17 protein-coding genes and 1 riboswitch are annotated in these 22,181 nt (G+C 65.7%); of the genes, 11 read left to right on the forward strand and 6 right to left on the reverse strand.

From position 1 onward, the window contains the following. The first annotated feature begins 5 nt into the window (after window positions 1-5). Together AC1Q7Q_RS10235 and AC1Q7Q_RS10240 are read left to right on the forward strand one after the other, a co-directional pair. Window positions 6-1,172: an acyl-CoA dehydrogenase family protein gene (locus tag AC1Q7Q_RS10235; protein ID WP_492375748.1), complete on the forward strand. Its 1,167-nt coding sequence runs from the start codon at window positions 6-8 to the stop codon at window positions 1,170-1,172. 83 nt (window positions 1,173-1,255) lie between these two features. After that, window positions 1,256-2,257, forward strand: a complete 1,002-nt coding sequence (locus AC1Q7Q_RS10240; RefSeq protein ID WP_492375747.1) for a Bug family tripartite tricarboxylate transporter substrate binding protein — start codon at window positions 1,256-1,258, stop codon at window positions 2,255-2,257. A 239-nt stretch (window positions 2,258-2,496) separates the two neighbouring features. On the opposite strand, the gene AC1Q7Q_RS10245 is transcribed toward AC1Q7Q_RS10240, so the two are convergent. Continuing rightward, window positions 2,497-3,189: an NnrU family protein gene (locus tag AC1Q7Q_RS10245; RefSeq protein ID WP_492375746.1), complete on the reverse strand. Its 693-nt coding sequence runs from the start codon at window positions 3,187-3,189 to the stop codon at window positions 2,497-2,499. 337 nt (window positions 3,190-3,526) lie between these two features. Between AC1Q7Q_RS10245 and AC1Q7Q_RS10250 the strand changes: the two genes are divergently transcribed. Together AC1Q7Q_RS10250 and AC1Q7Q_RS10255 are read left to right on the forward strand one after the other, a co-directional pair. Next, complete coding sequence (locus tag AC1Q7Q_RS10250; RefSeq protein ID WP_492375745.1) at window positions 3,527-4,213, forward strand: hydrolase; 687 nt, start codon at window positions 3,527-3,529, stop codon at window positions 4,211-4,213. Window positions 4,214-4,311: 98 nt separating this feature from the next. Next, a riboswitch (glycine riboswitch) is annotated at window positions 4,312-4,408 on the forward strand. 168 nt (window positions 4,409-4,576) lie between these two features. Further along, the gene (locus AC1Q7Q_RS10255) at window positions 4,577-5,845 is read left to right on the forward strand and encodes a D-amino acid dehydrogenase (RefSeq protein ID WP_492375744.1); all 1,269 of its coding nucleotides are present in this window, start codon (window positions 4,577-4,579) and stop codon (window positions 5,843-5,845) included. 13 nt (window positions 5,846-5,858) lie between these two features. Here the strand turns inward: AC1Q7Q_RS10255 and AC1Q7Q_RS10260 are convergent, their stop codons facing one another. Beyond that, window positions 5,859-8,288, reverse strand: coding sequence for a DUF3772 domain-containing protein (locus AC1Q7Q_RS10260; protein WP_492375743.1), 2,430 nt, complete (start codon window positions 8,286-8,288; stop codon window positions 5,859-5,861). A gap of 355 nt (window positions 8,289-8,643) precedes the next feature. Here AC1Q7Q_RS10260 and AC1Q7Q_RS10265 point away from each other — a divergent pair, with 355 nt between their 5' ends. Both AC1Q7Q_RS10265 and AC1Q7Q_RS10270 read left to right on the forward strand, forming a co-directional pair. After that, a complete protein-coding gene (locus AC1Q7Q_RS10265) occupies window positions 8,644-9,642 on the forward strand; it encodes a helix-turn-helix domain-containing protein (RefSeq protein ID WP_492375742.1) in 999 nt (332 codons plus the stop codon). 167 nt (window positions 9,643-9,809) lie between these two features. Continuing rightward, window positions 9,810-11,441, forward strand: a complete 1,632-nt coding sequence (locus AC1Q7Q_RS10270; RefSeq protein ID WP_492375741.1) for an MFS transporter — start codon at window positions 9,810-9,812, stop codon at window positions 11,439-11,441. 16 nt (window positions 11,442-11,457) lie between these two features. Here the strand turns inward: AC1Q7Q_RS10270 and AC1Q7Q_RS10275 are convergent, their stop codons facing one another. Further along, entirely contained in the window at window positions 11,458-12,666 is a 1,209-nt protein-coding gene (locus tag AC1Q7Q_RS10275; protein ID WP_492387156.1) for an MFS transporter, read from the reverse strand. A gap of 5 nt (window positions 12,667-12,671) precedes the next feature. Then, window positions 12,672-13,070 carry a response regulator transcription factor gene (locus tag AC1Q7Q_RS10280; protein ID WP_492375739.1) on the reverse strand — a complete coding sequence of 133 codons (399 nt, stop codon included), beginning with the start codon at window positions 13,068-13,070 and terminating at the stop codon, window positions 12,672-12,674. A gap of 343 nt (window positions 13,071-13,413) precedes the next feature. Between AC1Q7Q_RS10280 and AC1Q7Q_RS10285 the strand changes: the two genes are divergently transcribed. The 5 genes from AC1Q7Q_RS10285 to AC1Q7Q_RS10305 all read left to right on the forward strand — a co-directional run bounded on the left by AC1Q7Q_RS10285 (window position 13,414) and on the right by AC1Q7Q_RS10305 (window position 21,103). Continuing rightward, on the forward strand, window positions 13,414-17,796 hold the full coding sequence (locus AC1Q7Q_RS10285; protein ID WP_492375738.1) for an ATP-binding protein: 4,383 nt from the start codon (window positions 13,414-13,416) through the stop codon (window positions 17,794-17,796). 221 nt (window positions 17,797-18,017) lie between these two features. Continuing rightward, window positions 18,018-18,677, forward strand: coding sequence for a response regulator transcription factor (locus tag AC1Q7Q_RS10290; RefSeq protein WP_492375737.1), 660 nt, complete (start codon window positions 18,018-18,020; stop codon window positions 18,675-18,677). Between the two features lie 129 nt (window positions 18,678-18,806). After that, window positions 18,807-19,964, forward strand: a complete 1,158-nt coding sequence (locus tag AC1Q7Q_RS10295; protein WP_492375756.1) for an acyl-CoA dehydrogenase family protein — start codon at window positions 18,807-18,809, stop codon at window positions 19,962-19,964. A 69-nt stretch (window positions 19,965-20,033) separates the two neighbouring features. Continuing rightward, complete coding sequence (locus tag AC1Q7Q_RS10300) at window positions 20,034-20,273, forward strand: DUF2789 domain-containing protein (protein ID WP_492375736.1); 240 nt, start codon at window positions 20,034-20,036, stop codon at window positions 20,271-20,273. A gap of 188 nt (window positions 20,274-20,461) precedes the next feature. Then, window positions 20,462-21,103 (forward strand): hypothetical protein, encoded by a 642-nt coding sequence (locus AC1Q7Q_RS10305; protein WP_492375757.1) that lies wholly within the window; start codon window positions 20,462-20,464, stop codon window positions 21,101-21,103. Window positions 21,104-21,205: 102 nt separating this feature from the next. Here AC1Q7Q_RS10305 and cyoD read toward each other — a convergent pair whose 3' ends face one another. Both cyoD and cyoC read right to left on the reverse strand, forming a co-directional pair. Further along, window positions 21,206-21,580, reverse strand: coding sequence for a cytochrome o ubiquinol oxidase subunit IV (cyoD, locus tag AC1Q7Q_RS10310; protein ID WP_492374511.1), 375 nt, complete (start codon window positions 21,578-21,580; stop codon window positions 21,206-21,208). Further along, window positions 21,577-22,179: a cytochrome o ubiquinol oxidase subunit III gene (gene cyoC / locus AC1Q7Q_RS10315; RefSeq protein WP_043354234.1), complete on the reverse strand. Its 603-nt coding sequence runs from the start codon at window positions 22,177-22,179 to the stop codon at window positions 21,577-21,579. The genes cyoD and cyoC overlap by 4 nt, the downstream gene beginning before the upstream one ends. Window positions 22,180-22,181 lie beyond the last annotated feature (2 nt).

Below are 22,181 nucleotides of genomic sequence, written 5' to 3' on the forward strand. Positions count from 1 at the left end.
ATTGCATGAACTTCGCACTGGAAGAAGAGCACCAGATGCTCAAGGATCTGGTGGCGCGCTTTGTGCGCGAGCAGTTGATCCCGCTTGAAGCGGGCGTGCTGGCCCGCGAGGCAGAGGGCGGCCAGCTCACGCTGCTGGCGCAGGAGCAGGACAAGCTGGACGCACTCTCGCGTGAGCTGGGCCTGTGGGGCCTGGATGCGCCGGCCGAGATGGGCGGTGCCGACCTGCCAGTGGTGGCCATGGTCGGCGTCAACGAGGAACTAGGCAAGACCGTCACACCCTACGACCTGCCGCCCGATTCGCCGAACCTGCGCATGCTGCTCAAGACCGCCGACGCGGCCCAGCGTGCGCGCTACCTGGAACCGTACGCGCGCGGCGAGACCATCTCCGCCATCGCTATTTCCGAGCCCGGCGCCGGCGGCGACCCGGCCATGATGACCACCCGCGCCGAACGCGACGCCGACGACTGGGTGCTCAACGGCCGCAAGATCTGGATCAGCCGCGCTGCCCGCGCCGACTGGACCATCGTGATGGCCGTGACCGACAAGGCGCGCGGCGCCCGCGGCGGCATCTCCGCCTTTCTGGTCGACCGTGGCACGCCCGGCTTCAAGGTAGAACGGCGCATCCCCATGATCGGCGGCGCCTCCACCTACGAGGTGGTGCTGGAGGACTGCCGCGTCGCGCACACGCAGCTGCTGGGCGTGGAAGGCCAGGGCTTCGCGCCGATGCAGGCACGGCTGTCCAGCCGGCGCGTGCAGATGGCGGCCTGGTGCATTGGCCGCGCCCAGCGCGCGCTTGACATGCTGTGCGAGTACGCGCCGCAGCGCCGCACCTTCGGCGCCGCGCTGGCGGACCGGCAGGCAATCCAGTGGTGGGTGGCCGATGCCGCCACCCGCATCCACGCCTGTCGCCTGATGACATACGAGGCCGCGGCGCGCATTGACGCCGGCGACGAGGCGCGTACCCAGGTCTCGATGATCAAGGTATTCGCCACCGAGATGGCCTGGGACGTGATCGACCACGCCATGCAGGCCTTTGGCGCGATGGGCATGACCAAGGAAATGCCGTTGCAGCAGATGGCCAACGAGACGCGGTTGATGCGCATCTACGAAGGCCCGTCCGAAGTGCACCGATGGGTTATCGCGCGGGATCTGCTTGGCCTCAAGCGTTAGCGCGCCGGCAAAGCGAACCACGGAATCACTGACGCACCCGCACTGGCGGAACCCACTGCCAGGCGCAAGACCAAGGAGACAACATGACCCGAACCGTGAACTGTTCCCGGCGCCGCTTCGCTGTCCTGGCAGGGACCGTCCTTACAGCGAGCCTGGCAGGCGCGCCGTTCGCCGCGCTGGCGCAGCCGCTGGCATTTCCCACCCGGCCGATCCGCTTTATCGTGCCGTTCCCGTCCGGCAGCGGTACCGACATGACCGCCCGCATGTTCGCCAAGAAGATCGGCGAGCTGACGGGGCAGGGCGTGGTGGTGGAGAACAAGCCGGGTGGCAACGGCTTTATCGGCGTGCAGACGCTGCTCAGCGCGCCGGCCGACGGCTACACGGTGTTTATCGGCAGCAACTCCACGTTGTCCACCAATGCCGCCACCTTTCGCAAGCTGCCTTACGATCCGCTGACCGACTTCACGCCTATCACGCTGCTCTCGCGTGGGCCATGCCTGATCATCGTGCCCGCCAGCTCGCCGTACCACACGCTCAAGGCGCTGGTGGAGGACGCGCGCAAGCGGCCCGGCGCGCTCAACTACGGCACCGGCTCGGTGTCGTACACGCTGTACAGCGAATGGCTGAACGAGCAAAGCCGCATGAAGACCACTGCCGTGCCCTACAAGGGCGCGGGCGACGCGATCAACGGCGTGATGGCCGCCAACGTGGACTTCGCCGTGGTGGATGCCAGCGGCGCGATTGAGCTGGTCAAGGGCGGCAAGGTGCGCGCGCTGGCTTACACCGCGCCCCAGCGTTCGCCGCTACTGCCGGGCGTGCCGAGCGCGGCCGAAGCCGGCGTGCCGGACTTCCTGGCCTACAACTGGGTGGCGGCGGCGGTCTCCGCCAAGACACCTGCGCCCATTGCACAACGCCTTGGCGAACTGTTTGCCCAGGCCGGCGCCGCCGACGACGTCAAGGAGTATTACCAGCGCCAGTCCACCTCGCTGATCCTGTCCACGCCGGCAGAACTTCGCGACTACCAGAAGGACGAGATAGCGCGCTGGAAACGGCTGGCAGCGATCGCGAAGATCGAGCTGCAGTAAAAAGAGAGCGCGGGGCGGAGCGGAGGGGGATCATGCCCCATTCGCTTCCTCCCCGCGCCGCCCTCTCCCTCCGGATTCCGAGGCAAAAGCTTAAGCCTTCACAACTTTGACGACGCGCGTAGCCCCGGGGCGGCCCGATAGCGGTCTTCGCGAGGGCTGGCGGTGTTCGTGGAGTGGTTCGAGGCGCTGATGCGGGTGTATCTGGACGCCTGACGCTGCGGCTACAGCTACAGCTACAGCTACAGCCAGCGCCAGATGCCCGCGGCCCAACCGGCGAGCGGGATATGTGCCCAGGTTGCTGCGAGCCAGACGACGAGGCCGCCCAAAAGCGCGTGCAAGCCGAACCCGCCGAGCCGCGCACGGCCAGCGGCAATCGCCGCGAACGGCAGATAACTCGTCTTGGACTCCCATGCGGGCCAGAGATCGGGCTGGAGCTGCTCCTTTTTCCGGTCCTGCAGCGCGGCGCCGACGAGCGCGAGGATGACCATAGCCGCTGCGATCATGATGTTCTTGGCCACCGGAAACACCGCGATGTGGCACAGCCCCCAAAGTGCGAACGACCACATCATTGGGTGGCGCGTCACCGCGAACACGCCGCGCGCTGCTTCCGGGAACGCGCCGGGCCGACCGCCGGTGGGAAGCGCCGGGTTGCGGATCAGCGAACCCATCAGGAGGACCGACGCGATCAGCATGACCGTGGTCACAGCCGCCCAGAGGCCGTTTCCTACCGGCCATAGTGGTGCCGTCAGGGGCGCCTTTCGGTATGCCAGGATCAGCCAGCCGAGCGTCAAGACTGCAATCAGCGAATAAACGCCCTGGAACCCGGCTTCGCCAAGTGCGCGGACCAAACCCCTGCGCAGCGGACGGGACAAGAGAAAGTGGCTGCCCACGAAGGCGACTGCCGCCACCGCAACTGCGTTGGTGCTTCCCATTGGCCCGGCTCCTCAAGTCATATCGTTGGCTGACCGTATTGCCCCATCGCAATTCAAGCCGCCATCGAGCAGTCGGGCATTTTGCCTTTGTTCCCTATGCGGCAGCCAGTATTGAAGATTACTACTTGGGTGTCGCGAAAGCCAACGCGGCCACCCCACCGTTTGGCTGCTTCCTACTCCCATTAAATATCAATCAATAAAATTGAACAAGTTATCCGACTAACTCATCACATCGTCAGCCGGCGCTGCCATAAAGTTCAACTCATGGACGGATCGACGCCAAAGACGACGTTCTAAATAATTCAACCAGATAGCCAAATAGCCAAGGAGAGAAATCATGACCAACGCCAAGCTCGAAGTCCTGACCCCGCAAAACAGCCAGCTGATCTTCATCGACCACCAGCCGCAGATGGCCTTCGGCGTGCAGTCGATGGACCGCCAGGCGATGAAGAACAACGCGGTGGGCCTGGCCAAGGCGGCCAGGATCTTCAATATTCCGACCACCATCACCACGGTGGAGAGCGAGTCTTTCTCCGGCTATACCTACCCCGAACTGCTTGACGTATTCCCCGGCCAGCAGACGCTGGAACGCACCTCGATGAACTCGTGGGATGACCAGAAGGTGCGCGACGCGCTGGCCGCCAACGGCCGCAAGAAGATCATCGTGGCCGGGTTGTGGACCGAGGTCTGCAACACCACCTTCGCGCTGTCGGCGATGCACGACAGCGACTACGAGATCTACATGGTGGCCGACGCTTCCGGCGGCACCAGCAAGGAAGCGCACGACTACGCCATGCAGCGCATGGTGCAGGCCGGCGTGGTGCCGGTGACCTGGCAGCAGGTGCTGCTCGAATGGCAGCGCGACTGGGCGCACCGCGACAGCTATGACGCCGTGATGCAGCTGGTCAAGGAACACTCGGGCGCCTACGGCATGGGCGTGGACTACGCCTACACCATGGTGCACAAGGCCGCGCAGCGCACCGCCACGCCGCACGCGTCGATCGCCCCGGTTCCGGCCCGCTGATATTCTCGGCCTGAACCCGCAGGGAAATTCCCCAGGCAGTCAGACTAGTGCTAAAGTTCCGAGCCATGCCATCTGGTATTACCTGGCGGCATCATGCAAAGTTGATATCGGGAGAGACTGCCTGGCCAAGCGCCGGGCAGCGCCGAAGGAGCAACCGCCCCGGAAACTCTCAGGCAAAAGGACCGGTATCACGTTTGAACTCTGAAGAACCCCGGCGCTCGTCAGCCGGCGGTACCGAAGGAGCAAGCGATCCCCGCCACCCCCAAAGTGGCGTATCGTGAATCTCTCAGGTCAAGGACAGAGGGGGCGTCTTTTGCGCATGCTGCGCAAGAGGCTCCCATCCGACGTCCTGGAACCATAGAGATGAAATCAATTGCCGTTATCGGTGGTGGCATCACCGGCGTGACCACTGCCTACGCGCTCGCCAAACGCGGTTTCTCGGTCACCCTGCTCGAAAAACACCGCTATGCCGCCATGGAAACCTCGTTCGCCAACGGCGGCCAGCTTTCCGCTTCCAACGCCGAAGTCTGGACACACTGGTCCACCATCCTCAAGGGCATCAAGTGGATGCTCAAGAGCGATGCGCCGCTGCTGGTCAACCCGCGCCCGAGCTGGCACAAGCTGTCCTGGTTCGCCGAGTTCATCGCCGCCATTCCCCATTACCGCAAGAACACCATCGAGACCACGCGCCTGGCGATTGCCGCGCGTGACCACCTGTTCTCCTGGGCGGCGGCCGAAGGCATCGATTTCGACCTGAAGAAGGAAGGCATCCTCCATATCTATCGCGACAAGGCGGGTTTCGAGCATGCAGGCAGGGTATCGAAGCTGCTGGCCGAGGGCGGGCTGGAGCGCCACGCGGTCACGCCGGAAGAAATGCGCGCCATCGAGCCGACCCTGGCCGGGCAGTACTACGGTGGCTATTTCACCCAGAGCGACTCTACTGGCGACATCCACAAGTTCACCAGCGGCATGGCCGCGGCTATCGACCGCCTGGGCGTGCGTTGCCTGTACAGCCAGGATGTCCAGTCGGTCAGCACTGACGGCCGGCAGGTCACCATCGTCAGCAGCGACGGCCAGCAGGCCGAATCGCGCGTGTTCGACGGCGTGGTCGTCTGTGCCGGCACCGCCAGCCGGGCGCTGGCGGCCAGCCTTGGCGATCGCGTCAACATCTATCCGGTCAAGGGCTATTCGATCACCGTCAACCTGAACGACGCGCAAAGCCAGGCGGCCGCGCCCGTCGTGAGCCTGCTCGACGACGAGACCAAGCTGGTCACCAGCCGCCTGGGCGTTGACCGCTTCCGCGTGGCGGGCACGGCGGAGTTCAATGGCTACAACCGCGACATCCGCGCCGACCGCATCCGTCCGCTGGTGGAGTGGGTCAACCAGTGCTTCCCCGGTGTCAGCACGCGCAGCGTGGTGCCCTGGGCCGGCCTGCGGCCGATGATGCCTACCATGCTGCCGCGCGTGGGCCGGGGCCGTGCGTCCTGCGTGTTCTACAACACCGGCCACGGCCACCTGGGATGGACGCTGTCGGCGGTCACTGCGGACATGATCGGCGATGTGGTGCAGCAAGCCATGGGCGCCAGGCGTGCGCATGGCGTGCAGGACTCGGTGGCGCTGGTGACTCCGTAAGGGGCCGGACGCGTTACGCGCCAAGCGCGGCCATATTCTCCACCCGCAAGGTCTGCGGGACCGACAGCGAGATATCGGCCGCGCGCAGCCGCTTCAGTATCTCGAACAGCAGGTCGCTCTTGGTCGCGGTGGCGATCCGCGGGCTGCCTACGTAGCCCGTCACGCTTAGCGTGATCCCGTTCGGCGCCAGCTGGCTGAACGTGACGGATGGCGCGGGCTTGTCGAGAATCGCTTCATTTTCCCGATAGGAGTCGAGCAGCAGTTCGCGCACCTGTTCAGGATCGATGTTCAACGGGAAGGTGAGCAGCAGCGTCGCGACGCCTTGCGTGCTGTTGCTCATCGTCACGTTGCGCAGGTTCTGCGAGATCAACTGCGAGTTGGGCACGATCACGGTCGAGCGGTCGCCCAGCAGGATCTCCGTCGCGCGCACGTTGATGCGCTTGATGTCGCCCTCCACGCCGCCGATGCTCACCATGTCGCCGACCTTCACCGGGCGCTCGGTCAGCAGGATGAGCCCCGACACGAAGTTCTTGACGATCTCCTGCAGGCCGAAGCCAATACCCACGGACAGCGCGCTGACGATCCAGGCCAGGTTTTCCCACCTGACGCCCAGCAGCGACAGCGTCAGCAATACGATCAGCACATAGCCGATGTTGCTGAACAGCGTGATGAGCGATGCGCGCAGGCCCGCTTCCATGCAGACCTTCGGCAAGAGTTCCGCGTCCAGCCAGCGCCGCACCGAGCGCAGCAGGTAGGTGCCGACCGAGAGCGCGATGACAGCGTTCAGGATGCGGTCGGGCATGATGTTGAGGCTGCGCAGCCGCTCGCCGCCTAGCATCGTCAGCAGGCTGTTGAGCAGGTCGCTCGGCGTGGTGCCGAAGCCGCCGGTCAGCAGCGCGATGACGGCCACCAGGAGCAGCAGGCTGGTGCCGATCCCCGAGAGCACCGTCGACGCCTGCGCGAGATGGCTGTCCCCGAGTCCAAATAACTGCTTGATGACCTTGCCGCTTGGATGGTGCGCGCTGAACACGCTTTCGCAGACGTCGCGGGTCAGTTGCGTCAACAGGTACAGGCTGCACAGGACGATGTCGATCCAGACAAGCTCGTAGGTCAGGAAGCGCGCGAACGTGATGTAGCCGATCAGCAGCGCCATCAGCGAGGCGACGACCGTCACCGTTACGCCAGCGTGGATCAGGCCGGCAAAGGTGGAGCGCGATTCAGGCCGCTCGCCCGCAGCGGCGAGCTTCGTGCGCACGCGGTTGGCGCGCAGCAGCGCCGCGCCGATTGTCAGCACCACCACAAGCGACACCAGGCCGCGGCCTAGCAAGGTCACCTGCAGGCTTGTGTCCGCGGTCCGGTTGAGTTGCTCGAGTGTGCCGGCGATCAGCAGCAGGCCCGCGAGGACACTAGGGAACGGACGCATCGCCAGCGCGACCTTGTCGGCGAGCGCAGGCACGCGCCATGAGGGATGGCGCGTGCACAGCAATGCCCGTCCCAGGCCCGCGATCAGCGCGCTTGTCAGCGTCAGCTTGCCGAGTTCGCTGATCAGGTCCTGCACCTGAGCTGGCAATTCGTAGTGCGGGGCGAAAGCAAAACACACAATCTGTACCGCGATGGCGGTTGCCGCAACCGTCGCGAGTGCCGTTGCAAGCGCGAGTGCGCTGCGCCGCAGCCGGCTCTCGGGCAAACGGGTCAGACAGAACCATGCCAGCGCCCGCTCGATCAGCCGCCGGCCGATGGTCCAGGCGCCGATCGCAAGCAGCAGAAGCAGGGCGGTGATTGCCTGCCGCCCGGGCTGCCAGGCCAGGTCCCACAACGGGGTAACTTGCCCCATGAACGCGTTCAACCGCTGCTGGTCCTCCGGGCTTGGCGCGAACAACGGCTCCCAGAATGCCATGCTGAGAATGCTGGCCGAGCGCAGCGCGAGCTGGTTCTTCAAGCGGCTGCGCTGCAGCTTGGCGATCTGCTCGGTCAGGTTGGTGACATTGCCCTTGACCTCGGCCGCTTGCTTCAGTCCGCTGTCCAGTTGCGCCTTGCGCGCGTTCAGGTCTGCCCTCTGCTGTGCGACTGCAGCGGCCTCCGGTGTGGTGCCGGCGGCGGGTGGCGGCCCGAGCACGTCGAGCTGTGCCTGCAACTGCGCACGCTGGGGCGTGAGCGCCGCGCTCAGCTTGTCGACGTCGCCTGCCAACTGGTGGATGGCGTCATCCAGCCCTTCGAGCTGCGTGCCGCTGGTGGGCGACGATGCCAGTTGCTTGATGCGGTCCTGCTCGGTCTGGAGCCGTTTCAGCTCGGCAACGGCATCCGCGCGCGATGGCGGCCTGGTGGCGGGAGCATCCGCATTCGCGGTGGTGTCGGCGGCTGCCGCGGCCGGAAGCGCTGTGGGGATCAGGTGCAATAGCGCAACCAGCACAAGGCTCAGCGCGAGCCTGGGGAGTTTGCTCATAGAAAGAGATAGATCCTTACTGATCGGCTTGCCGGGCCGGCAATCGCGCAGGTTCGCGTGGATTGCCATGGCTCGTCAGACGGTCGATGACCGGCGGGCGACGATCAGGATGTTGGGCGGCCGCGCGGCGATCGAGATGGGAGTCGATCGGAGCGCCAGGGGCGATCTTGCCGGCGTGTGCTCTATAGTCCGTCGGACTATTGGCGATGCCGCGTGATTGGCACGCCGCTTGATATGGGAGAATTGCCTGAAAGAGTTTGAATTATACAGAAGGCATCGCGCGCCCTTGGTTTTCAGCAGGCAACAGGCGCTTGCGTCACTCGACCTGTACCATCCAAGGTTTCACGCGAGCTGCATGCAAGCTCTGCTATTCTTGGTCAGCCGCGGCTGCCGCGGCGTGGGTTTTCATGGTGGTGGTTTATTCCCGTGTGAGATCATGTCCGTCAACGCCAATGCCTCCATCTCGCTCGCAGCCCCTGTATCGATTGACGCATTCGGGTGCGCCGCGGAAAAGCTCTCCAAGGATCAGAAGCTCGCCGGCAGCGAGATCCAGTTTTTCCGCAAAAGCTCGCCAGGCGAGAAGGCGAGCCAGGTTATCACTTCGGCGTCGAATCGTGGCTTTCTGGTCGGGGTTTCGCTGTGCACGGGACATCGCCGCCGGGTGTTTCATGAGCGCCGCGCGAGTACCCACGAATTTGAAAGGAACTCCATCTATATCCGGAATTTCTTTGAAGACTATAAAGCCGATTTTTATGGTTATTTCGATTTCATCCTGCTGGAGATTTCCCGCACCTTTATCGAGCGCACCAGCGCGGAACTAGGCCGCTCGCGCATCCTGGGGCTGCGCAGCGCGGCGGGAGAGCAAGACCAGGTACTGGCGCATCTCGCCCAGGCGGCGGCGCCGGCGCTGAGCCACCCCGGGATGGCCAGCAAGCTGTTCGTCGATCAGCTGGGCTTCACCATCGGGACCTATCTCGTCGAGCACTATGGGAATGGATCCGTCGCGACGCCCAAGACAAACCGGTTGCTGTCGCAACGCAGCGTGGCGATGGCCAAGGAAATGCTGATCGCCAAGATCGATGGCGATCTGTCCATTGCGGACGTCGCCGACGCCTGCAACCTGTCGCGTAGCCATTTCACCCGTGCCTTCCGGGATACGACTGGCCAGACACCCTATCAGTGGCTGGCGGCCCAGCGCCTGGAGCGCGCCCGCGGGCTCCTGCGCGAATCAGGACTCTCCCTGGCGGAAGTGGCCGTGGCTTGTGGCTTCTCCGATCAAAGCCATTTCACCCGCGTGTTCTCGCAAGCGGTCGGCGTCTCTCCCGGCAACTGGCGCCGCAGGGTTCACGCCTGACGCGCTGGGCGCAAGGCCAATGCGTCGGCGCCGATGCTAGCCGGTGCCGAGGCACAAAACAATTGTCCCTTGGTATGGGTAGACGGCGCCCGCTGTGCTCCACACAATGCGGCTGTGCCACTGTTGGCATTACCACCGTCAGTGCCTGAGCAACTTGCGACCAAGCCATGAATGACTCTCAAGCCGGCACTGCCGGCACGCCTGCCGCCGAGCGCGGCAGCGCCGGTGCAGCCGGCTCGCCGTGGAGCCCGCTGCGGCACCGCACTTTCCGGATGCTATGGATCGCCACGGTGGCGTCCAATGTGGGCACCTGGATGAACGACGTGGGTGCCAGCTGGCTGATGACCTCGCTCGATCCCGATCCCCTGATGGTCGCCCTGGTGCAGGCAGCGGGCAGCCTGCCGATGTTCCTGTTCGCCCTGCCGTCCGGGGTGCTGGCCGATATCGTCGACCGGCGCAAGTACCTGATCTTCGCGCAGCTTTGGACGCTGGTCGTGGCGACCACGCTGGGTGTGCTTGCGCTTACCGGCCTGGTCAACGCCCATGTGCTGCTGCTTGCTGCGTTTTTGCTGAGTACCGGCGCGGCGATGAGCTCGCCGCCGTTCCAGGCCATCGTGCCGGATCTGGTCGACAAGGCGGACTTGCCGCCGGCCATTGCGCTGAACTCCCTGGGGATCAATATCAGCCGTGCGATCGGCCCTGCGCTGGGCGGCTTGATCCTGTCGTTCTCCGGGCCCGCGGTGGTCTTTCTGCTCAACGCGCTGTCGGTGCTGGGCGTGACGCTGGTGCTGTATCGGTGGAAGGCCGAGCCCGCCCGGCGGAACCTGCCGTCCGAGCATTTCTTTTCGGCCGTGCGTGCCGGCCTGCGGTACGTGGAGGCCGCGCCGCTGCTGCGCGTCGTGCTGGTCAGGGCGGTCGCGTTCTTTCTCTTCGGCAGTGCCGGCTGGGCGCTGCTTCCGCTGGTGGCCAGGCGGGAACTGGGCCTCGGTCCGGGCGGATATGGCTTGCTGCTGGCCAGCATCGGCCTGGGCGCCGTCGGTGGCGCCCTTGTGCTCCCCAAGCTGCGCGGCCGGGTCTCCGCCGATCGCATGGTGGTGCTGGCAAGCCTGCTGTTCGCGCTGAGCTTGCTCGCGCTGGCCTATGTGCGGCATTTCTGGCTGCTGGCAGCCGCACTGCTGTTTGCCGGGCTGGCTTGGATCGCGGTACTGTCCACACTCAATGTGGCCGCCCAGCGCAGCGCCGCGGGCTGGGTCAAGGCACGCGCGCTGGCGGCTTACCTGACCGTGTTCTTCGGCGCCATGACTGCGGGGAGCGCGCTATGGGGCAAAGCCGCCGCGCTGCTGGGCATTCCCGTCGCCCTGGTGCTGGCGGCAGCGGGGCTGGTCCTTGCATGCGCCACTGCACTGCGGTGGCGACTGGGCATCTCGCCGGAACTGGACCTGGCGCCTTCAGGTTTTCTGCACCCGGGTGCACTGGACGTGGCCCACGACCGTGGGCCGGTGATGATCTGCGTGGAGTACGAGGTTGCGCGCGAGGATACGGCAGCGTTCGCCAAGGCCGTGCAGGAGATGCGCCGGATTCGTCGTCGCAGCGGTGCGCTGTCCTGGGGTGCCTACGAGGACCTGGCCGCGCCCGGACGCTTTATCGAGACCTTCCTGGTGGAGTCGTGGCTGGAGCATCTGCGCCAGCACGAGCGCCACACCATGAACGACAAACTGATCCAGACGCGCGTGCATGGTTTTCACCGCGGTGCCGCGCCGCCCGTCGTGCGCCACCTGGCAGCACCGGACGGCAGCTGACCACACCTGCGCCGGATCAGGGCGGGGTGGCGTCCAGGCGCGGCAGCAGTTGCCTGGACAGCGCCAGGATCAGCAGGATCACGAGCACGCCGCTGATGGCGAACAAGGCCGGAATGCCGGCCGTGTCCACCAGGCGCGCGGCCAGCAGCACGCCAAGGCCCTGGCCGGCGAACAGGCAGAACGCAAACAGGGCGACGGCGTTCGCGCGTTGCGAAGGCGCCATCTGCGTGGCGGCGGTTTGCATTGCATTCAGGACGATGTAGTAGCCACAGCCCGCGCACAGGCACCCCGCGGCGATCCAGAGCCAGTGTTGCCCAAGCGCAATGCAGGCCATCCCCACGCCAAGCAGCGCGGCCGCCAGCCTGGCCAGGCGCTGCCGTCCCATCCTGCGAATCAGCGCCGGCGCGAAGCCGGCGTACAGCAGCCCGCCTATGCCGTGCATCGACGTGATGGCGCCGGCCGCTGCCAGGGACAAGGCAAAGCGGAGCTTGAGGTAGGTCGGCACAAAGGCGAACACGCTCGGGCAGAGCAAGCCCAGCAGCAAGGTCATGCCGAGTACCCGGCGCACCCATGCGGATTTCAGCAGGGTTGCTGGCCCCGGCCCCGGCCGCGGGCCGGGTGCCCCGCGCTGCCAATAGCCGGCCGTTTCATCGCGGCGTGCCAGGTTGGCCAGGATCGCGGCCACGCAGGCGAAGCCGGCCGCCAGCAGCGCGAAGGCGGCACGCCAGCCCAGCGCATCGGCGACGAGCCCGGATACCCATTGGCCGGTCATCAGTCCGCAGATCGTGGCCACTGAATAGCGCGCGAGCAGGCTCTGCCGCGAGACCAGTGGTTCGGTGTCGCCGAGGCGCGCCAGGCAGATCGGGATGACGCCCGCGGCTGCGGCGCCGGCCATGGCGCGCAGCACCACCAGCCATTCGAAGCCAGGCGCCAGCGACTGGCTGAAATTGGCAACGGCGCAGGCCAGCAAGGCAGCCGCGATGACACGCAGCTTGCCGTAGCGCTCGGCCAGGGGCCCGTAGATCAGCTGGAATGCGGCGTAGGCAAGCATGAAGCTTGTCACCGCCACACCGGTCTTTCCCGCGGAGATCCCAAAATCGCGAGACAAGGCCGGCAGCAGCGTGTCGGCAGCCCGGATGGAGGCGGCGGCAAAGAAGCCGCTCAGGCCCAGGGCAAGCCGCTCGTGGCGCATGCCGAGTCCCAGGGGCATCACGCTTTCGGACATCGTCTTCAGTCCCCTGGCTGCGGCCCGGAATTCGCGCTTCGCGCCAGCACGTTCCCGATGCAACGGATGATGTCAGCTTCCATGAACGGTTTGCTGAGAAAACAGACAGCGCCGATCGCCTCGGCGCGTTGCCGGTAGCGCTCCTCGGGGAAGGCCGTCATGAAAATCACTGGCGTGGAAAACCCGCGTGCGCGGAGGTGTTCGCAAAGCGCGAAGCCGTTCATCGCGGGCATCTGCACGTCGGCGACCAGGCAGGAAATGGCATCGATGGTGTTTGACTGAAGCAGATCGTTCCCGCTCGCATAAAGCTCGACGCTCATGTTGAAGGAGCGGAGCAGGCTTCCCAGGGCTTGTCGGACAGCAGCATCGTCGTCGACGATGGCGATCACCGGGGTAGCTATCACACGATGTTCCTCCTTTTGTCATGAGCGGTGACGAAGCGGTCGGAGGCCCCCATCGCTTGCTACGAGGATATCGCGCTGTCGCACTCAGTGGAATCATACGGTGGTATTGTCGGCATCGGTCAGGGATTCCCCCCGGGCGCGCAGGGGAGGGCGGTCCGGCCGCGCCGTCCCCACCGTGCTTTCAGGCCAGGCCTGGTCCGCGCGGGCAAGGCCTGACGTGGCCGGGGGTAACACCAAAGTATGAGACGCCGACACCGGCGCACGCCTCCTCTACAGCGGATTGCCCCTCCTTGGCGCAATATACTCTGAGATTCCCAGCTTTCATGATGCGGTCCCAGGTCCGATGAATTCGTTGCGCAGCTACAAGCTCGAGTATTTGCTGGACGGTGAGATCGCGCTGCTTCGCGGGACCGCCGCCGGATGCTCGCCCGTGCTGCTTTCGCTCGCCGGCCCGGCTGCCAGCGCGGCTGGCGTACGGCGACGCCTCGAGCACGAATACACCTTGCGGGACCTGCTGCGATCCGATTGGGCAGCGGTCCCGGTGGCATTGATCCGCTATGACCGCAGGCCGGCCCTGCTCGCGGCCGACGAGGGAGGCTTGCCGCTGGCCCAGATGCTTGGCCAGCCGTTCCCGCTGGATGCCTTCCTGGAAATCGCAATCGCCGTGTCCGCCGCGATCGCGGCCATGCACGAATCCGGCATCGTCCACCGGGACATCAAGCCTGCGCATCTCCTTGTCGCACCGAACCGGGAACGGGCCTGGATTACCGGGTTCGGTATCGCCACCGTCGCATCGTCCGGCACTTTGCCAGCCGCGGAACCCCAGATGCTGGCGGGAACCCTGGCCTACATGGCGCCCGAGCAGGCCGCCAGGGGAGAGTCGGCGGTCGACGCACGGGCGGACCTCTACGCGCTGGGCGTGATCCTGTATCAGATGCTTACGGGTGTCCTGCCGCTCGAAGCCAGCGAGCCGGTCGGCTGGGTGCACAGCCATTTCGCAAGACTGCCGGTGGCGCCGTGCGAGCGCAACGACGCCGTTGCGCCAGTGTTGTCGGCCATGGTGATGCGGTTGCTGGCCAAGGCGCCCGAGGAACGCTACCCCAGCGCGAGCGCGCTTGCCAGCGAACTGCGGCGGTGCCTTGCGGCGTGGCGCAACCAGGGCAGCCTGGATCTGGTCGCGAGCGCTCCATTGCCTGACTCGCCGGATATCCCGGGCGATGCGCCGGGTTTGCTTGCCGAGGGCCTGCAGCGACTACCGCCAGAAACAGGCGCCTTGCTGACGGCCCTGTCTTGCCTGGGCAGCACGGTGCCGGCGGCAACAGCGGCTCAGGCGCTGGGTGTCAGCGAGGCACGCCTTGGCGGCCTGTTGGCCGAAGCCGTGGCCGGGGGCTACATCGTGGTCGGCGACGCCTGCTATCACTTCGCCCACGAACGGGTCCAGGAGGCGGCCTATGCCTTGATCCCGGCAGCTGATCGCCCGGCCTTGCACCTGCGGCTTGGCCGCCGGCTGGCGCAGCGGGTGGAGCACGGTGACAACAGCGGTGACAACAGCGGTGACAACAGCGGTGACAACAGCGGTGACATCGGCGGTGACATCGGCGAAGGCAGCCGCGACGGCGGCGTCTTCTGCGCGGTTGATCAGTTCAACCGGGCAGTCGGCATCCACCTCGATGGCGGCGAGCGGCTCCAGGTTGCCCAACTGAGCCTGGAGGCCGCACTTCGCGCGATGAAGACAACCGCCTACGACCGCGCCAGTGCCTATTTTTCCGCCGGCGAGCGATGGCTGCCAGACGGGGCATGGGAGACCCATCACGCATTGGCGCTGGCGTTGGCGATGGGGCGCGCCGAGTGCGAATTCGTTGGTGGCCGGCTCGGCGCTGCCGCGGCCAGTTTGCTGGACCTGAGCGCCAGGACGCGGACACCCTATGACCTGGCGGCGGTCACGCGGCTGCAAGTGGCGGTGCATACGGCGCTTGACCAGTCCGACCACGCCGTCCAGCTGGGGCTGGGGTTCATCCGCACGATGGGCCTGGACTTCCGGCCCGGCGCGCGGGGGCAGGTGGAGGAGGAGTACCAGCGCTTGCTTGCATTGCTGGGCGATCGGCCGGTCGAGTCGCTGGCCAGCTTGCCGCGCATGCATAGCCCGGTGTGGCGCGCCACGCTCAGCGTCTTGGCCGAGGTGATGTCGCCCGCGTCGTTCATGGACCGGAACCTGCGCGACCTGATACCGCTCTGGATGGTGCTCATCAGCCTGGAGCATGGCAACGACGAAGCCTCCTGCATTGCCTACGTTCACCTTGGCATGACGATCGGGCCACGCCGTGGCGACTACGGGCTGGGTTATCGCCTGGGCCAGGCCGGCCTGGCGCTGGTCGCGCAGGAGGGCATGGGCCGCTTTCGCGCCAAGGTCCATATGTGCTTTGGCGCGTTGCTGCTGCCGTGGACCCAGCCCATCCGCGGTGGGCGCGAACTGATCGAGCGCAGTTTCGAAGAGGGCCGGCAGACGGGGGATTTCAATTTCGCTGCCTACAGCCGCAACCAGCTGGTGACCCATCTGCTGGCTTGCGCGGAGCCGCTGGCCGACGTGGAGGCGAAGATCGAGGCTGGCTTGGCTTTCGCCCGCTCGCTGGGCCTGGGGCGGGTCGTCGACATCCTGAGCGCGCAGGCCAGGTATGTTGCGGTGCTGCGGGGCAGGGCCGCGGGCTGGATGGCGCTGGACGCCAGCGAGCCGGGGCTGCCGGAAGCCGAGGCAAGACTGCAGGCCGACCCCCGCCTCGCCGTCGCCGCCTGCTGCTACTGGATTCGCAAGCTGCAGGCCTGCTTCGCCGCGGACGACTATCGGGGGGCGCTGGACGCGGCGGGCAAGGCGGAGCCGCTGCTTTGGACCGCCCCGTATTTCCTGGAGATCGCGGACTATCATTTTTTCGCGGCGCTCACGCTGGCCTGGGCGCCGGTGTTCCCGGGCCACACAACCGGCCACACATCTGGCCACGCGCCTGGCAGCGCGCACGCGGCGGCCTTCAGGCGCCATCACGACCAGCTGAGCGCCTGGGCACGGGAGAATCCCGCCAACTTCGGCGCGCGCGCGGGCATCCTGTCGGCCGAAGCCTTGCGCATGGCGCGGGAGCCCTTGCAGGCCATGCGGCAGTACGAACAAGCGGCCCGCCAGGCGAGAGAGCGGGACCAGGTTCATGACGAGGCCCTGGCCTACGATCTTTGCGCGCGCTGCTGTTTCGAACAGGGCCTGGCGGCGCCGGCAATGGCTTACCTGCGCAAGGCACGCGATGCCTATGGCAACTGGGGCGCCGACGGCCAGGTGCGCAAGCTGGAGGCGCGCGCTCGCGCCCATGACGGCACGGATCTGGACACGGGCCGCGCGGCCATCGAACAAGCCGGCGTGGCGGCCCTTCAGCCCGCTACTTACATCGGCCCAGCCTCCCAGCTGGACCTCGACACCGCCATCAGGGCGACGCAGACGCTGGCCGGCGAGATACAGCTCGACCGCCTGATCAACACGCTGCTGACAACCACCCTTCAGCAGGCGGCCGCGCAGCGGGCGCTGCTGTTTCTCCGGCAGGACGGTGCACTGCGCTTGGCCGCGCAAGCCCGCACCGAGCGATCCGGCATCGTGGTCGACCTGGATCCGGCCGGTGCCGTGCCCTATCCCCGTGCCATCGTCGACGCGGCGCTCACGACCCGCGCGGATTTTGTCCTCGACAATGCCAGGACGCATGCGAAGTTCGGGCAGGATCCGGACGTCCGGGCGCGCAGCGTGCGCTCGGTGGCCTGCCTGGCGTTGGCAAAGCAGGCCGAGCTGATCGGCGTGCTTTACCTGGAGAATAATCTGGCGGATGCGTTGTTCACCGGCCGGCGAATCAACCTGCTGGCCATGCTGGCCTCCCAGGCGGCCATCTCGCTGGAGAATGCCAGGCTGTATGCCGAGTTGCTGCGCCAGAACCAGGAGCGCCAGCGGGCACAAGCCGAACTGGCGCACGTCTCCCGTGTCACCACGCTTGGCGAGCTGGCGGCATCGATCGCACACGAGGTCAATCAGCCGCTGACCGGTATCGTCACCTATGGCGGCGCGTGCCTGCGCTGGATCAACCGTCCTGAACCCAATCTCGATGAAGCGCGTCATGCGGTGGAGAACATGATCGCGGAAGGACTGCGCGCAAGCGAGGTGATCCGGCGCATCCGGGCGCTCGCGCGCAAGGGGGAGTCTCGTCGCTTGCCGTTGCAGCTGAGCGACCTTGCGGCCGAGACCGTAGCCATGGTGAAGCACCAGGCCGAGGCTCACGCCATCGTCATTGCCCAGGACTGCGTGGCCGGGCTGCCGCAAGTGCTCGGCGACCGCATCCAGTTGCAGCAGGTGATCATCAACCTGCTTGTCAATGCCATCCAGGCAATGTCATGCCGCCGCCCGGGGCGCCGTCACCTTCGTGTCACCACGGCGGCGCCAGCCGAGGGCCAGGTACTGTTGCGCGTGGAGGATACCGGCCCGGGTATCGAGGCGGGAAAGCTGGACAAGCTGTTCGAGGCTTTCTACACCACGCGCGAGCAAGGGCTGGGCATGGGCCTGTCGATCTGCCGATCGATCGTCGAAGCGCATGGTGGGTCCATATGGGCCGAGTCTCCCGTGCGCTCCGCGGCGCAAAGCGGCCAGCATCCGGCAGGCCCTGGCGCGGCCTTTTCCTTTGCCTTGCCTGTGCCGCAACCACAGCCGTGACCTCTCTTAAAGTGATCGCTGTTCAACTTGGAATGTGAGGTGCGCGCTAATCAGCCACAGTAGACAAAAGCCGGCACAAATTGACAATATGCCGGCAAGGCAAAAGCGTACAGTGCCCGCGGGGAAGCCACACGGCGACACAGCCCCGCGCAGCCCGACACAACGATTGACGTTGTCCGCGTTCTTGCTGGTGCCTTTGAAGCTGACTGGAGAAACTGACCGTGACAATTCAAAGCCTGGAGCCTGTCGAAACGATTACCCCGGACGAAGGGTTGGTGCTGGTCGTCGACGACGACGCGCTGCTGCGCGGTGCGCTGGGCAACCTGTTTCGCTCGGTCGGCATGCGTGCCGCGCTGTTCGGCTCGGCTGCGGAATTGCTTGAATACCGGTTGCCAGAGGCACCTTGCTGCCTGGTGCTCGACGTCAGGCTGCGCGGCCAGAGTGGACTGGACCTGCAGGCGCACCTGGGGCAACTGGGCATCTGTGTCCCGATCATCTTCATGACAGGCTATGGCGATATTGCCATGACCGTGGCAGCGATGAAGGCTGGCGCGGAAGACTTCATGGCCAAGCCGTTTCGCGATCAGGACCTGCTCGATGCGGTCTCGGCGGCGCTCGAGAAAGACCGCCGGCGACGCGAGGGAATGCGCAGGGCCCAGGGGCTTCGCAGCAGTTTCGAGACACTGACGCCGCGCGAGTCGGAGGTGATGGCACTGGCCGCATCCGGGCTGATGAACAAGCAGATTGCCAGCCGCATCGGCATTAGCGAGGTGACGGTAAAGATCCACCGCGGGCAGGCCATGCGCAAGATGAAGGCGCGCACGTTTGCCGATCTCGTGCTGATGGCCCAGCAACTTGGCGTCTGCCACGTCGCGTGCTAGCCGCGCAGGGATAGCCACGCCTGCACATCCACACGCCTCGCGCCGGGACGCCTGCCTCGCCTACAATTTATTCTGCATGGCTGCAATGGCCCAATCAGAAAACGAAGCAAGGCGAGGCAAAGCAAGATGATGGACTTCAGTTTGACGCCCGTTCAACGGGAGCTGCAGGAGCGCACCCGCCAGTTCATTGCGGACCAGGTCATGCCGATGGAGCGCGATCCGCGGCAAACGGCGCACGGCCCCACCGAGGATCTGCGCGCGGACCTGGTGGACAAGGCAAGGGCGGTGGGCTTGCTGACACCCCACGCCAGCACGCAGGCCGGAGGCCTCGGGCTTTCGCACCGGGACAAGGCCATTGTCTTTGAAGAGGCGGGCTACTCGCCGCTGGGGCCGATCGCGATGAATATCCATGCGCCGGACGAAGGCAATATCCACCTGATGGAGCTGGTCGCCACGCCGGAGCAGAAGGCGCGCTGGCTACATCCCCTGATCCTTGGGCACACGCGCTCGTGCTTTTGCATGACCGAGCCGGCGCCAGGCGCGGGGGCCGATCCGTCGATGCTGCAAACCACGGCGGTGCGCGATGGGGATCATTTCGTGATCACGGGCAGGAAGTGGTTTATCACGGGCGCCACCGGCGCCACCTTCGCCATCATCATGGCACGGATGGAAGACGGCACCGCCACCATGTTCCTCGCTGACATGAACCAGGCCGGTGTCGAGATCGAGCGGCAGATGGACGCGCTCGATACGTGCTTCACGGGTGGGCATGCCGTGGTGCGCTTCGATGGCCTGCGCGTTCCCGAGCGCGACGTGCTCGGCAAGCTTGGGGAAGGATTCCGCTACGCGCAGCTGCGCCTGGCCCCGGCGCGGCTGACGCACTGCATGCGCTGGCTCGGGGCGGCCCGGCGCGCGCATGACATTGCGGTCAACTATGCGCGGCAGCGCCTTGCGTTTGGCCGGACCCTGGTGGAGCATGAGGGCGTGGGGTTCATGCTGGCCGACAACGAAATGGATATGCACACCGCGCGCCTGACCATCTGGCACTGCGCCTGGGTGCTGGACCAGGGCGAGAAGGGGCGCGACGAGTCTAGCCTGGCCAAGGTGTACTGCTCGGAGGCGTTGTGGCGGGTGGTGGATCGTTCCGTGCAGGTGCTTGGTGGCAGCGGGGTGACGGACGAAACCATTGTTGCGCGCATCTTCCGCGACATGCGCGCCTTCCGGATCTACGATGGTCCCTCCGAGGTGCATCGCTGGAGCATGGCCAAGCGGATAGCGCGGGGCTGAGGCGGTTTCAGCGCGCAGGGTCGAACATTGATGCAGTGATGTGTCTTCACCAAAGGAGGTACGCTCGCCGTGGACAATTCCTTCCACCATTTTTCCGAGTTGTTTGCGCAACTCGGCCTGCCCGCCGACGATCAGGCGATCCGTGAATTCCTGGCCGCGCATTCTCCCCTGGCCCCCGATGTCGTGCTTGCGGACGCCCCGTTCTGGACGCCCGCGCAGGCCACGTTGCTGCGGGAGGAAATCCTGGAAGATGCTGACTGGGCGGAAGTGGTTGACCAGCTGAATGCGGCGCTGCGGGTGCCAGGCTAACGCCCCGGCGGAATTCGACTCTGCTCTGCTCCAAATAGCGTACTTCTGCTCCTGTTCTGCATTGTTGCGGTGCGGCAACATCCCCTGGACGCGCGTCATTGTCGACGCCAGGGGAAACCGCCGCAGCCATGAAGTACCAGTTATTTGTATTGGCCGGATGTCCGGCCTGCACCGCGCTTGAACTGTGCATGCGAGACGCCGGTCTCGCCTATGACCGCATCGTGCTGGCGTCGCCACGCCACGCTGCCGATGTGCTGGTTCTGCTTTCCGAATCCGATCCGCGTTGTCCGGCTTTGAGCATGGGCGAGCAAAGCGCAAGCGGCCTCGCGGCTTGCCTTGCGCTTCTCGGCCAGGGGCATCCCGAAGGTGTCTCGCTTGCACCGCCGGCTTTCACCGCCGCGGGCAAGGAACTGATGGATGGCGTGCTTAGTGGGCGTGTGCTGACGGCCAGGAATGAGCGGGCGTTCCTGCTCGCGCTCGGTGCGTTGCGTGCTGCCGTCCACGCATGGGGCTGTGCGATGCCGGCGGCGCTGCGCCGCATCGGCCTGTTCGTGCCTTACCTGGACCTGAGAATCGCGGATGGCCTGTCTGGCGGGAAATTCAGGCTTGCCGGTGAGTTCGGCGCTGACGAAAGCGCGCTGGCGTCCATGGCCAATCGCTTGCCGGCCGGGTTTGAAGACGCCTACCTGGACCGTCTCAGAAGGGGCCGGAGCTGGGTCTATTGGGAAGGGGGCGCCAGCATGCTTGGCGACCGGACCACGCGGTTTCAGAACATCCGCCACTGGCCCGCGGCCAGCCGCACGGCGGCCGCCGGCAGCCTGCTTTTCTAGTCATTCTATCTAGTCATTCGCAAGCACGCCGCCTGACGGCGGCGCGTGGCCGGCCCCCGCCGAGGGGGCGGCCACGCCATGGTGCCCTTGGCGGCCGTGGTGCTAGTCGCGCAGACGCGCGCGTTCCGGCGACATATCCATCGGCATCATGTTGACGTTCGCGTTATGCATGACCCACAGCGAGCCTGCCACGATGATGGCGATCAGCACCCCGGTGCACACGAAGATTGCCGTGTTCATGCGCTGGTCCGCGGACGTCCCGATGTGCAGGAAAAACACCAGCTGCACCACCAGCTGCGCAACGCAAAGCACCACGATGGCGGCAAGGCCCATGCCCTTGGGCACGAACCCGCCCATCACCGCGCCGAACGACGCGAGGGTGAGCACCAGCGACAGCACAAAGCCGATCGCATAGCCTTTCAGGCTGCCGTGCGCGGCATGTGCCGCGGATCCTGTGTGGAGATGGGCGGTCTTCATACAAACTCTCGCAGATAGACAAAGGTGAACACGCAGATCCAGATCAGGTCCAGGAAGTGCCAGAACAGGCTGAGGCAGGCCAGGCGGCGCCGGGTCACGCCATCCAGGCCGAAGGACTTGACCTGGTGCATCATGACCAGGATCCACAGCAGGCCGCAACTCACGTGCAGGCCGTGGGTGCCCACCAGGGAGAAGTAGGCAGACAGGAACGCGCTGACGCCCGGCCCCGCGCCGGCATGCAGCAGCTCGGCAAACTCATACAGCTCCATGGCGATGAAGGCCGCGCCAAGGAGGAACGTGATGCCCAGCCATTGGATGACCTGGCGCTCCCGCCCGGGCTGCATGTTCAGCATGGCCACGCCGAAGGTGAAGCTGCTGATCAGCAGCAGCATGGTTTCGCCGAGCACGAACGGCAGCTCGAACAGCTCCCGGCCGCTCGGGCCGCCTGCCGTATTGCCGGCGAGCACCCCGAAGGTGGCGAACAGCACGGCGAAGATCAGGCAGTCGCTCATCAGGTAGATCCAGAACCCCAGTGTGGTCTTGGATCCGTCGTCGTGTGCGACGTGCTCGTGCGTGTTGTGAATGACTGTGTAGCTCATGG

Source organism: Cupriavidus sp. GW823-FHT07A04, from assembly GCF_058794615.1.